The sequence below is a fragment of the Nostoc spongiaeforme FACHB-130 genome, assembly GCF_014698475.1.
Classification (GTDB): domain Bacteria; phylum Cyanobacteriota; class Cyanobacteriia; order Cyanobacteriales; family Nostocaceae; genus Nostoc_B; species Nostoc_B spongiaeforme.
This window is the reverse complement of the sequence record NZ_JACJTB010000002.1, coordinates 280178-293464: the sequence shown is the minus strand read 5'-3', so window position 1 is coordinate 293464 and position 13287 is coordinate 280178. Positions and strand designations below refer to the sequence as shown.

Annotated in this window: 11 protein-coding genes and 1 tRNA gene; 5 read left to right on the top strand and 7 right to left on the bottom strand. The window is 38.4% G+C overall.

The window, feature by feature from the left end:
* Positions 1–237 precede the first annotated feature (237 nt).
* Both clpB and H6G74_RS03510 read left to right on the top strand, forming a co-directional pair.
* Positions 238–2856 (top strand): ATP-dependent chaperone ClpB, encoded by a 2619-nt coding sequence (gene clpB / locus H6G74_RS03515; RefSeq protein WP_190966331.1) that lies wholly within the window; start codon positions 238–240, stop codon positions 2854–2856.
* Positions 2857–3363: 507 nt separating this feature from the next.
* Entirely contained in the window at positions 3364–4353 is a 990-nt protein-coding gene (locus H6G74_RS03510) for an NAD-dependent epimerase/dehydratase family protein (RefSeq protein WP_199340874.1), read from the top strand.
* Positions 4354–4485: 132 nt separating this feature from the next.
* On the opposite strand, the gene H6G74_RS03505 is transcribed toward H6G74_RS03510, so the two are convergent.
* From H6G74_RS03505 to H6G74_RS03485, 5 genes are all read right to left on the bottom strand, one after another.
* The gene (locus H6G74_RS03505) at positions 4486–4698 is read right to left on the bottom strand and encodes an acetyltransferase (RefSeq protein WP_190966330.1); all 213 of its coding nucleotides are present in this window, start codon (positions 4696–4698) and stop codon (positions 4486–4488) included.
* A gap of 317 nt (positions 4699–5015) precedes the next feature.
* Positions 5016–5324 (bottom strand): DUF3181 family protein, encoded by a 309-nt coding sequence (locus H6G74_RS03500; RefSeq protein WP_190966329.1) that lies wholly within the window; start codon positions 5322–5324, stop codon positions 5016–5018.
* A gap of 120 nt (positions 5325–5444) precedes the next feature.
* Positions 5445–5702, bottom strand: a complete 258-nt coding sequence (locus H6G74_RS03495; protein WP_190966328.1) for a hypothetical protein — start codon at positions 5700–5702, stop codon at positions 5445–5447.
* Between the two features lie 91 nt (positions 5703–5793).
* Complete coding sequence (locus H6G74_RS03490) at positions 5794–6177, bottom strand: response regulator (RefSeq protein ID WP_190966327.1); 384 nt, start codon at positions 6175–6177, stop codon at positions 5794–5796.
* The gene (locus H6G74_RS03485) at positions 6167–7372 is read right to left on the bottom strand and encodes a sigma-54-dependent Fis family transcriptional regulator (RefSeq protein ID WP_190966326.1); all 1206 of its coding nucleotides are present in this window, start codon (positions 7370–7372) and stop codon (positions 6167–6169) included. The genes H6G74_RS03490 and H6G74_RS03485 overlap by 11 nt, the downstream gene beginning before the upstream one ends.
* Before the next feature lie 580 nt (positions 7373–7952).
* Here H6G74_RS03485 and H6G74_RS03480 point away from each other — a divergent pair.
* Positions 7953–8150, top strand: a complete 198-nt coding sequence (locus H6G74_RS03480) for a DUF2795 domain-containing protein (RefSeq protein ID WP_190966325.1) — start codon at positions 7953–7955, stop codon at positions 8148–8150.
* A gap of 121 nt (positions 8151–8271) precedes the next feature.
* Here the strand turns inward: H6G74_RS03480 and moaC are convergent, their stop codons facing one another.
* Positions 8272–8781 carry a cyclic pyranopterin monophosphate synthase MoaC gene (gene moaC, locus H6G74_RS03475; protein ID WP_190966324.1) on the bottom strand — a complete coding sequence of 170 codons (510 nt, stop codon included), beginning with the start codon at positions 8779–8781 and terminating at the stop codon, positions 8272–8274.
* Between the two features lie 37 nt (positions 8782–8818).
* On the opposite strand from moaC, the gene H6G74_RS03470 reads away from it, so the two are divergent.
* Both H6G74_RS03470 and H6G74_RS03465 read left to right on the top strand, forming a co-directional pair.
* Positions 8819–8892, top strand: a tRNA-Arg gene (locus H6G74_RS03470).
* A 440-nt stretch (positions 8893–9332) separates the two neighbouring features.
* Positions 9333–10082: a sucrose-phosphate phosphatase gene (locus H6G74_RS03465; RefSeq protein WP_190966323.1), complete on the top strand. Its 750-nt coding sequence runs from the start codon at positions 9333–9335 to the stop codon at positions 10080–10082.
* Positions 10083–10115: 33 nt separating this feature from the next.
* Here the strand turns inward: H6G74_RS03465 and H6G74_RS03460 are convergent, their stop codons facing one another.
* Positions 10116–13286, bottom strand: a complete 3171-nt coding sequence (locus H6G74_RS03460; RefSeq protein ID WP_190966322.1) for a WD40 domain-containing protein — start codon at positions 13284–13286, stop codon at positions 10116–10118.
* Between the last annotated feature and the right edge of the window lies 1 nt (position 13287).

The following is a 13287-nucleotide window of genomic DNA, read 5'->3' as shown; positions in this document are numbered from 1 at the left end:
TACCCATTATCGATAGTACGTAAGCAATAGTGGTTTTCATCAAGCATTGTGACAATTTTGGCAAAACCTGAACATCGCGCCTCAGTGTGTAGAGAAAATATTCATTGTTCAGGTAATAATACTACTTCTCCAAGACGTGAAGACCGATCCAGTTAGTTGCGCTCCGCTTTCTACAATAACCATATAAGAATTTGTTTTCTCGGCGCTTCATATTTGGAGTGGTTATTCAAACGGCCTATGCAACCTACTAACCCTAACCAATTTACCGAAAAAGCTTGGGAAGCGATCGCCCACACGCCGGAGATTGCTAAACAATATCACCAACAACAAATCGAAAGCGAACACCTGCTAAAAGGACTGCTAGAACAAGAAGGTTTAGCCAGCAGTATTTTAACCAAGGCAGGCGTGAATCTGCAAAAAATCCGCGATCGCACTGACCAATTTCTCCAGCGTCAGCCAAAGGTGTCTGGTACAAGTAGTTCTGTGTTCTTGGGACGCAGTTTAGACACCTTGTTAGACCGGGCGGAGAACTATCGCAAAGATTTTAAAGACGAATATATTTCCATTGAACACTTATTGCTTGGTTATGCCAAAGATGACCGCTTTGGCAAAAGTCTACTCCAAGAGTTCGGGTTAGACGAAGGCAAGCTGAAAAATATTATTAAACAAATTCGTGGGAGTCAAAAAGTGACCGACCAAAATCCAGAAGGTAAATACGAAGCACTGGAAAAATATGGACGTGACCTCACCGAAGCCGCCCGCAAAGGTCAACTCGATCCGGTGATTGGTCGAGATGACGAGATTCGCCGGACTGTGCAGATTCTCTCGCGCCGTACCAAGAATAACCCGGTGTTGATTGGGGAACCTGGGGTTGGTAAAACTGCGATCGCCGAAGGACTCGCCCAACGTATTGTGGCTGGTGATGTTCCCCAATCCCTCAAAGACCGCAAACTCATCGCTTTAGATATGGGTGCTTTGATTGCGGGGGCAAAATTCCGGGGTGAATTTGAAGAACGCCTGAAAGCAGTCTTAAAAGAAGTAACTGAATCTGGCGGGAATATAGTTCTATTTATTGATGAAATTCATACTGTTGTTGGCGCAGGTGCAACCCAAGGCGCGATGGATGCGGGTAACTTGTTAAAACCAATGTTGGCGCGGGGTGAGTTGCGTTGTATTGGGGCGACCACTTTAGATGAGTATCGCAAATATATCGAAAAAGATGCCGCTTTAGAAAGACGCTTCCAACAAGTTTATGTCGATCAGCCCAGCGTCGAAGATACGATTTCGATTTTGCGCGGCTTGCGGGAACGCTATGAAAACCACCACAGTGTCACGATTTCTGACAGTGCTTTAGTAGCAGCTGCAACATTATCTAGTCGTTATATTTCTGACCGTTTCTTACCAGATAAAGCCATTGACTTAGTAGACGAAGCCGCCGCTAGGCTGAAAATGGAGATTACTTCCAAACCAGAAGAACTTGACGAAATCGATCGCAAGATTTTGCAATTACAAATGGAGAAATTGTCTTTGCAAAAAGAAAGCGATGTCGCTTCTCGTGAACGTCTAGAAAGACTAGAAAAAGAAATTGCTGACCTTCAAGAAGAACAAAGAACGCTAAACGCTCAATGGGAATCTGAAAAAGGTATAATCGACAAAATTTCGTCAGTCAAAAAAGAACTTGAACGGGTTAACCAGGAGATTCAACAAGCAGAACGTAACTACGAACTTGAAAAGGCTGCGAAGTTGAAATATGGGACTTTAACCGATTTACATCGTCAATTAGAAGCCGTAGAAAATGAGTTAGCCAACGCCCAAAGAAGCGGTAAATCTCTGCTGCGGGAAGAAGTTACGGAATCTGATATTGCGGAAGTGATTTCTAAATGGACTGGGATTCCTATTAGCAAATTAGTGGAATCAGAGAAAGAAAAACTGCTGCATTTAGAAGATGAATTACACCGTCGAGTAGTGGGACAAGCGGAAGCAGTGACAGCCGTTGCTGATGCAATTCAGCGATCGCGTGCTGGACTTGCTGATCCGAATCGTCCCATCGCCAGCTTTGTTTTTCTCGGCCCTACAGGTGTGGGTAAAACTGAGTTAGCCAAAGCCTTAGCGGCGTATATGTTCGACACCGAAGATGCACTGGTGCGAATTGATATGTCTGAGTACATGGAAAAACACGCCGTGTCGCGGTTAATTGGTGCGCCTCCGGGATATGTGGGTTACGAGGAAGGCGGACAACTCACCGAAGCAATTCGCCGTCGTCCTTACGCAGTGATTTTGTTTGACGAAATCGAAAAAGCCCACCCCGATGTATTTAATATTTTCCTGCAAATTTTAGATGATGGGCGCGTCACCGATGCCCAAGGTCACACTGTGGACTTTAAGAACACAATTATTATTATGACCAGTAACATCGGTTCACAGTTCATTCTCGATATTGCTGGGGATAATTCTCGCTACGACGAAATGCGTCATCGAGTCATGGAAGCAATGCGGAACAGTTTCCGTCCAGAGTTCCTCAACCGGATTGATGAGTTGATTATCTTCCACAGTTTAGATAAGAAAGAACTGCGCCATATTGTCCAGTTGCAAGTGGGAAGATTAAGAGAAAGATTGAGCGATCGCAAAATATCTCTCAAACTCTCCGATGCTGCGCTTGACTTCTTGGCAGAAGTTGGTTATGATCCTGTATTTGGCGCACGTCCACTCAAACGCGCCATCCAACGCGAGTTAGAAACCCAAATCGCCAAAGCCTTACTCCGCAGCGAATTCCACGACGGCGACACCATCTTTGTCGATGTGCAGAATGAACGCTTGGCGTTTAGTCGCTTACCTGTGGAAGTATTTAGCAGTTAATTTGAGATTCATTAAAAATCGAGAGGTTCAGATACCCGACTCCTCAAAGAAGTCGGGTATCTTGTTGTTCACAAATAATTTAGGACTGCTGTATGTAAGTTTTAAATCAAGAATAAATCTTGATACTGTTCATATTTTACAGAAAAAAATAAGCAATTATTGATGACATTTTATCTAGCACTTTAGTCATATTAATAAGCATGACTAAAGTCTGATTTAAAAAAACAAAAAATGATTTATATTTAGAAGAAAGCCCTGCATAAAATAAGTGTTTAGCTTAGATTTAGACTTAATTAATCTATCTAACAACAAAAAATAACGTAGATTTTATAGAACTTACGCAGACTCTATGATTTCTTGGTGTTCTACCCTGTGGGAAGTTGCTGCGCGTCTACAATAATTAAGCTTTTGGGGAATTTTTGGGTAAGTCCTATTTTACTGAAGTTACAAAAATGTATTCATTTTCTACTTCATTTCTGAGATTTCTCTGCAAAACTTCAACAGTCAATGTACTCAAACTCAGGAGATATGTGGATGCGGATTTTTTTAACTGGTGGTTCAGGATTTGTTGGTCGTAATTTGATTACGACTCTAGTCCAACGAGGTTTTGAAGTGCGATCGCTTGTCAAATGGCAGAATGAAATTGAATTAATTAAAAGCTACGGTGCTATTCCTATTTTTGGAGATATTAATGATTTCCAGGCTCTAAAATCTGGAATGGAAGGATGTAACGTGGTATTTCATGTAGCTGCAAAGGTAGACGACTGGGGAGTTTTAAAGGATTTTCAGCAAGTGAATATCTGCGGCACAGAACAAGTAATTGCTGCGGCGAAAGCAACAGGTATATCACGCCTCGTTTATGTGAGTACCGAAGCTGTATTAATAGGAGGAAAACCAATAATTAATACTGATGAAACTCGACTTCTACCAAAAAAACCATTAGGATTTTACCCCCTAACAAAAGCGATCGCAGAAAAAAAGGTAATTGAAGCTAACTCCGATACCCTCACAACAGTAGTAGTTCGCCCGCGTTTTGTTTGGGGAAAAGGGGATACAACATTGTTACCACGCTTCCTGAAAACTATGCGTGAAGGAAATTTTGCTTGGATTTCTGGCGGTCACTATCCTACATCTACCTGTCATGTGAAAAACTTGTGTCACGGGTTAATTTGTGCAGCAGAACGAGGAAAAGGTGGAGAAATCTACTTTATTACTGATGGTTCACCCGTAGATTTCCGCAGTTTTATTACAGAATTAGCCCGTACTCAAGGAGTTGAACCCGGTACACGCACCATCCCACGTTGGTTTGTTTGGTTCTTAGCATGGAGTTTAGAAAATGTCTGGAATCTATTTAAACTTGAAGACTCGCCTCCAATCACTAGAACAGGTTTATCTATGATTGCGGGTGAAGTTACAGTAGATGATACTAAAGCACGACGTGAAATTGGTTATCAAACAATAATTTCGCGGCAAGAAGGAATATTAGAAATGATTTGAATTTTTTGGTGAGCATTAGAAAATCCAAATTTCTTCCCGCCGCATTCACCAACGCCTAAAATTTTAGTTAATTAGGTGACGCGCATTGTAGCTTATACACCCCACCTCTAAAAAGTGGGGTGAGCTTCAGTGTCATTTCCCATCACGGTAGTTAGCATCTAACCAACACCGAGGTAAGCTTTCCCCAGAAGGAAAAACGAGATTTTCTTTGGCAAAAGTATCTATATCTTGTTCTTCTTGACCTTCTTGGTCTTGTCCATGAACAGCATTAACATTCGGGTCGATTAATTCCTGAATATCAGTAATTTTTACCAAATCGCTGGTATTTTTGATTTGTAATAACATATAGTTTACCTCCGAAAATATTTAAGGTTTTCACTGTTTATCCTGAAATTCATAGACAGATATATTTTTCACCTCTTACAAATAGAGGTGTTAAAGAAATCATTTATGAAAAAGTTAAATTAAAAATTCAGGAATCAGAACTCATTCCAGTAGTGAGTGTTAGGCGTAAACCGTAACTTACCAAAAAGCTGACAGTAGATGTGTTACGCTGTCGCTAACACATCCTACGTGTATTTCAAATACTTCTAAACTATTAAAATGTTTGTCTAAAAGTAAAAGAATTGATTATTCTGACTCCTGAATTCTTCCAGATAAATTTAGAATTCTCGTTGATATTTTTCTAAAATATCCACCAGATTGACCTGACATTGCAGGGGTAGCAAATCAATTAGTGCTAGCTCTCTTCTGCCACCACCTATCTTGACTGGTATAGATTCTAATACTTTAGTTACGCGGTCTTCGTTGACATTATTAGAAGTGATTAAAGGATATAACTGTTCGGCGACAACGGTGTGCAGTTTGGCATCAGATAAATAAAGATGCCATTTGGCAATATCTATATAGACATTTTCGCCAATTTCCGATGCTAGGGCTTCTAGTAATTCTGCGGTGTTAGTTTTAGCCATAAAAATCACCCTATATTAAGAAAGAGCTAATGCTCTCAACCTATATATCATTATCGCTCAATTAATCAAGCTAACTCTACCCCCACAGGTTACATAAGCTCTAGCAACAACTGTACATCTTCAGGTGGATTTAGGTGGTGTGGATGAGTAGTTAGCGATCGCCGCAATATAAACTAAGTGTACCAACAACACTACTGCCCAACCTGCGGTTAAAAACGGTAACCACTCCCATTTAGCAGCTTTCAGGTTATGGAAGAACCAAAGACCAGAATTAATTGTGGCAGCTACAGCAACATGAACAGCAAAATTCATGCGGTCATCTAGTCTACGAAATTCAGGATCATTGCGATCGGGTTTGCGAGGCCAACGAGGAGGCATAAATATTTGTTACAACTTTCAATACACTTGATTATTTTAAGGTGTAAAGATGCAAAGCAGTTAAATCTTTGTGGCATCAACCACAGCAACTTTAACTGAAATAATTTTGGTAAGCAGACTCTATAGTTTTTAACAACTCTGGAAGATCATAGGGTTTAGAAATAAAATGAGCAATTCCTAAAGAAGAGGCTAATTCATCCAAATAACCATGCGCTGTGGCTAAAACAACTGCTACTTTTATCCCTTGCGCCTGGAGGCGTTGATATACTTCCACCCCTGAGAGCTTTGGCATTCTATTATCTAAAATTAATAAATCTGGTTGCTCTTTAATCACTGTTTCTAAAGCTTCTTCACCGTTTTTAGCTTCCTTTACCTCCCAACCTTCCTCTTCTAACAGAAAACTCAGCATAACTCGACTATCATCATCATCATCTGCAATGAGTATTTTGCGCTTACCTGTATTGTTACTGTTCATTTTTAGCTTTTGTGATTGGTAGATAAAAAACCTGGAAGGTTGGTGTTGATTGAGAGATATTAAAAACTGAATTAACGATGAAACTGATTTGCGTTAATTCAGAGTGAGGAATTAACTTAACTACTACTTTTACTTTTCCACCTTTGCCGGCAGAATCAAAAGCTTGCAGAAAATAATGTAGCAGTTGGCGTAAAAGGCTTCTGGGATCAGCAACTACTGTGATTGGTTCATACCAGTCAGTAACTACTTGTACTTGACGAATGGCGGCTTCTGTGGAAAGAAGATCCACTAAATCGGATATGTTAGCAGTCAATGATACAGGTTGGAGTGTACCAATCTCAAAAGATGCTAAATTGCGCCAAATTTCTGCACGGCGACGAAAGATTTGAATTGACTGTTCAGCTTGACGTAGCAATTGTATCGCGTAGTCTAACTGGTTACCTGCTACCATCCGCGAAATGACTTCCAATTTTAAGCGTGCAGCCTGATGTGCTTGGACGATATCTTGACGTAATTCTTCGAGTGGTTGATATTCGCTGGGGTTAGACTCTAAAACTCGCCGCACATCTTTTTCTAAGTGGGCGATTAATAATTCTGCTTCAACACCATGAGAAGCACATAGTAATATTTCTTTTAAGCGTTGTCTAGCATCAGCACGTCGTAGGGAGATACTCAAAACTCCGATAATTTTTTGTTTGTCATCCCGCAGAGGAATTCCCTGACAAGTGAAAGGATGGAACCCATCAATGAAATGTTCAGCACCAATGATTTCTATATAATCTGCTTCTGCTAATGGCGTACCAATACCATTAGCACCAGCTACAGCTTCCGATAGCAAAGAACCAGGCCCAGGAAAAGGTTCTGGCCCTTGTACAGTTTGTTTGTCACCAACAACATCGAGTAAAATCGCATCACTGTCGCCTAACATCACTGCATGACGATCAGTCCCCGCCGCCTGTGACAGCATCCGAATATAAGGTGCAGCAACTTGAATTAAAGTTTGTTTTTGCTCAATTAAACGCTCTGTATCTAGGATTGATAATTTTTCCGCTTGCAGAGCTTGAGAGTTAGCACCTTGGAGGTGCGATCGCTCCCAAGCACGATAAATATTCGAGCGCAACATCTGAGCTGGAATCGCACCCGTCGATTTGTATATACGTCGAGCTTCTAACACATCAATTTCTGGCGGGGACATAAAATAAACATCCCTTAGCTGATTAATTTCAGCTTGATTACTTTCATCTTAAGTTGTTATGGCAACTTTTGCATAACTCGCAAATTCTCCTGCTAACCTCAAAATATAAATAAATTTATGTTACAAAAAAAATAATTTTTTATTTATCATTGAGCCTCTCTGATTGTAGTTTATTCTCAATAATACTCAAAAATACCTGATTTATTGAGCAAAAAAATAATCAAATTCATGACTAATAAAACCTATTTACATTTTGCACCAAGCAACTGAAGTAAAAATTCATCTTGCAGACAGACAAAATCTGCACTTCGAGAAATTCAATGACCACCTGTATGTGTTCAAAACTCTTGATTTTAGTTTAGTCCGTGCAGGCGGACTTTGTTTTTATAGCCGGGAATTCCATTCGTCGGGGTTAGGATAAATCTCTCATATTTTCAATATCAAATCCCATCATTAATACATCAACCATTTGAGTGACATCTAAATTTATCTGTGTCAGAAATGATTCTCCTATTTGATAGAGGAAGCCAATATCTTCAGTAGTGAATATGGTAATAACCATAAAAGGTAGGTGGCAAAAATGGCTAAAGCAAACCCAGTGGAAATTCAAAAACACTTAAAAGGAATGGATTATCCTGCTAGTAAGCAAGAATTAGTTAAACACGCTCAAAAGCAAGGAGCAGATCGCAAAGTTCTATCATTATTAGAGCAACTGCCAGATAATGAGGAGTTTGAAAATCCCACCGATGTTAATAAAGCCATAGGTGAGATTGAATAAACTAGTCTGCAATTATTTGTGCCAGGTCTTCTTTTGGCTCTCATTAGTGATTTTTTCTTTGTAATTACAAATAACCAAAGACAAATTACTAATGACAGCCATAACGCGAAATTTATCTAATTTATAGTTTTGATGCAGAATAATTTCCCGATTTCCCGCCACTTTTACTAACTAAATAAATTGATTCAATTTGAATCGACTTCTCCAAAGCTTTCGCCATATCGTATAAAGTCAACGCCGCAACAGACACAGCCGTTAAAGCCTCCATCTCCACACCAGTTTCCGCTTTGGTTTTAACCGTAGCTTGGATGTGATAACCAGGTAATTGAGAATCGGGGGTAATTTCCACAGCAACCTTATGCAATGGCAGAGGATGGCATAAGGGAATTAAATTTGATGTTTGTTTGGCTGCCATAATCCCAGCTATCCGCGCCGTGGCTAACACATCACCTTTAGGCGTATTACCGTCCTGAATGGTATTGAACGTTTCTGGTAGCATCCGCACCCTCCCAATAGCAACAGCTTCGCGGACTGTAGACGCTTTGCCAGAAACATCTACCATCTGTGCTTGTCCTTGGGAATCGAGATGACTTAACTCGGCAGAAAAATTTTTTTCAGAATTGTCTTGCATTGTTAGGGAATATGGTGCTAATATATTTTTCTGGCAGGGGCGTGTAGCTCAGTGGACTAGAGCACGTGGCTACGGACCACGGTGTCGGGGGTTCGAATCCCTCCTCGCCCGTTAAATAAAGCAAAAGTAAAAAAGCAAAAGGCAAAAGAATTATATTCGATTGCCTTTTGCTTTTTCAATTCATAATCTCTACCATCTGAGAGATAAGTGTATCCACACAATAGTGGAATAATATCAATACTAAAGATTGATGTTTTCAATGGTATATTCACTGTAAATTACTCTTTTCTAGTTTTTAAAATACTATTGTGTAAGTAAATTTAAAGTTGTGGTATGATTTACCGTGTTTAGGCAAGGTTATAGTTTTTTATTTAAAAACAGGGTTTAAACCTATGCAGGGCAAACCAAATACTCCAAATCCTCAAAAACCCTGCCGACCAAATTTATCAATGAACCAAACAAAAGATGTCAACCAATATTGACATTGTAATCTGATTTATTTATCCGAGCATTTTTGAAATTATATAGTTAATATTTCAAGAGGCATAGTTATGAAACAGTTCCTTTTCATCACAGATCTTGACTATACATTGATAGGTGATGATGATGCAATGACAAAACTAAATCAGCGGCTAGAATGGCATCGTCAGCAACATAGTACTAAAATTGTTTACTCAACAGGTCGCTCACCTTTTCTTTTTCAAAAACTCGCCAAAGAAAAAACCCTATTAGATCCAGATATACTGGTTTGTTCTGTAGGCACAGAAATTTATATAAATGGTAGTCAAGACCCTGACTCTACATGGTCTGACAAACTTTCTCAAGCTTGGGATAGAGATTTAGTAAAGACAATATCTGCAAATTTTACTGAATTGAAACCTCAACCCGCAAGTGAACAAAGAGATTTTAAAGTTAGTTATCTTCTGGAAGAAAAAATTGCTGAAAAAGTTGTACCAGAGTTAGAACGTGCTTTGTTAGAACAGGGATTAGATATTCAAGTTATTTATAGCGGTGGTAAAGATTTAGATATCTTACCACGTCATGCAAATAAAGGTATGGCAATGACCTTTGTACGGCAACATTTAGAAATAGATGTTGCAAAAACCGTTGCTTGTGGAGATTCCGGTAATGATATTGCCTTGTTTGCTAATAGGGAGGAGAAAGGCATCATTGTCGGTAATGCAAGACCAGAATTGCTAGATTGGCACAATGCTAACCCAAACCCAAATCGTTATTTAGCAACAGCCAAGTTTGCCAATGGAATTGAAGAAGGATTACAATATTTTGGATTTTTTGAATGAGCTAATCAATCATTATAGTTGAGTTAACTTTCGCTACTTTGAAGCTCCTAGTTCTTCTATAGCAGAGATTTGGGCTGGGTCTAAATTAAGAACACCAGAAATATCCATACCCTGATATGGTTTGCCAAGTTCTATAGTATGGATACTAATATTAATTTCTCCTTCTACCTGCCAAAGCTTGATAGTCTGGTCTTGGCTACAGCTAATTAGTTGTTTGCCATCAAGAGTAAACACTATAGACTCGACAGCACGTTTATGTCCTTTGAACGTCTTTACAGGTTTTTCCTGATTTATTTCATTTATATTCCATAGTTGAATAATGTGATCATGTCCAACACTAGCTACAAATTTCCCTGTGGGGTCAAAAGCGACAGACAGTACTTTTTGCCCTTCATACAAATCCCGAATAAATGTTCGACTCTCAACATTCCACAATTTTAGTTTTTTATCAAAACCTCCGCTAACCAACAGGTTGCTATCTCGGTTAAAAGCAATGCTATGAACTTGGTCTCCATGACTCCCTAGAAGGATTCCCTTCTGACTTTTTGATCTTAAATTTCTCAGATAAATAGTTCCATTTCGACTACTACTAGCTAGGTAACGACCATTTGGGCTAAAAGCTAGGGATAATACTCGGTCATGGTGTTCAGAAAATTCTTTTGATGGTTTAGGCTCTTTTACATCACTCAAATCCCATAAAATGACCCTATTATCATTGCCAGCAGTAGCCAACGTTTTTCCTTGAGGATGAAACACAACACATCGAACACGTTTATCATGTCCCTTGATTTGAGAATTTCCTACCAATTCACAGATGAATTGCCATTGCCCCTCTTGTAACCCCCACAAATAAATTTTATTATCTTCACAACCACTCGCTAAAATATCAGCATTGGGACTAAATGCTACTGACCAAACCCAATTCTTATGTTTGTCAAGAGTTTGAAGTGGAATATGTGTGCGTTCATGATAATTCCAAAGATGAATTTTATGGTCTTCACCTCCACAAGCAAAAGTTTTACCATCTCTACTAAGTGCTACTGACCAGATACGATTAGCGTATCCTTCTAACTTACGGTTAAATTTCCATCTTGTGTTTTCGTGATGCCAAAATATGACAGTACGTCCATCACCACCACTGACTAAAAGTTGAACATCATCAGATTGTGGAGAAAATGCTAAACTTCTAATCGAATGTTTGTGACCCTTTTCTTCGTCGTCTAGCCATAGCCATTCTTTTTCCAATAGACTCCATAGCCTAATTTTATGCTCGCTATTTCCATTGAGATTATTATCTACACATCCAACAGCAAGAATATCTCCATTTTGATTAAATGCTAGTGTCCGTACTTGACTAATTTTTGGTTCAAATTTGATGTCTTCATGGTCGAGAGTTCCTTTATTTAAATCCAACATTTTTAATTTTCCATCTTCTCCACCACTAACTAAAATTTTACTACTTGAGTTTTCATAAAATGCAATACATCGTACTACTCCTTTATGTACATTTCGTATATGTTCATATTGGCGCGGGTTGCTCGGTTCTATATACCAAAAGCGAATATCACTATTATCGTCATCCTGGCTAGCACTAGCGATATGCTTGTCATCAATAAAGGTGATACAAGATACATTTTTAGCATTTAAAATGTGTTTTTCGTGATAGTTATTATTAATTTCTATTAATTTTATCGCCTTATTTCCATCTCCTCCAATTGCTAAAGTATTACCATCTGGGCTAAATGCTACTGATAATATACGAGTTGTTTCATCTGGTGAACGAAGAATTTCAAGATCATTGTTATCAGCGATTTTGCATAACCTGACACTGCCATCTTCTGCTCCCCAAGCTAACATTCGACCATGTTTGTCATTTTTTCCAAAAGCAACTGACCAAATCGGACTGTTTCTATAGTTCTTAAAAATACATAGCTCTAAAGTCTTTGCATTATGAACTCGAATTGAACCATGAGCATCACCTGTAGCAAAATACTCACCATCAGCATCAAAAGCAATGGAATGAATGCAACCTAATGGTTGAGAAAATTTAGATTTTTTTAGATCAGACTTACTAAAATCTACTCCAGTTAAAATAGCCTTTGTTAAATCAGCATTCCAAATAGATATGTTTGATAAATTAGAATAGCTAAAATCTGTTTTAAGGTCTAATTGCAACAATAAATTTAGCAGATTTCCTGCTGCATAATTGCCTGATAGTTGTGATGAATTTGGAATGTTTTGCCAAGTATTTATTATGTTATAGATATATTCTCCAAGCTTTGCATTGTCGCCTTCAACTTGAGAAATTGTTAATAGTTTTTCTCGAAATAAATTGTGTGCATTTTTTCGTACAAGTATTTCCAGAATAGAATATTCTTTTAATATATTTAATTTTCTCGTACGAATTTCTTCAAAAGTATCATTAATGACGATTTGTGTAAAACAATTTAAAAAATTATCTTTGTTAACTTCTGTTGCGGAATCATCTGTTTTTTCTATAATTAATTTCAATTTTTCTAATAATTTGTTTAGAGCAGATTCATTATCAGACTTAAGCACAATTTGATAGATTTGCTGTTTGCATGGGTTCTTTAATTCCTGAAACCACTGCAATAAATTATCATAGATGATTTGGCAACGCCGTGCTGGAAATTTCTCATCATTTTTACCATCTACAGTTTCTTTATAACCAAATTTTTCTTGTATCTCCGGTGAAAATAATTTATGTGTTTCTACGTCAACAACAAAATCTTTTCCCGCTTCTGCTCTTGCTTCTAGCCGATAAGCAGTGACGATAGCTTGACCTGTCAAGGTTTTATCATTATTGTTTTCAACAAGTTCGCCAGTTGCAGCACCGATGCGGAACAGTCTTTTGGCTGATGGTTCAGTGCAAGTAGCGTTATGTAATTTAGTAGCTTTATGAACAGCTTCGGCAAATTTATAAGCTTCATCAGCATTATCTAAGATAATTACAGCGTTATCTCCATTAGTTGCTTGAATATATTTACGATTCTTGCCTATTGCATTTAACCCATAATTAATAAAGTTTTGAATATGTTCGTTCAACTCTGGTACAAGCTTGACCTGAACACTAAGTTTTTGTTCTAGTTCTTTTTCCATTTCTTCTGATTTTTTAACAGCTTTACCATATTCCTTAAGGTCAATTTCAACCACAGTTTTTATCATAGGTTCACTTGTAGTCATA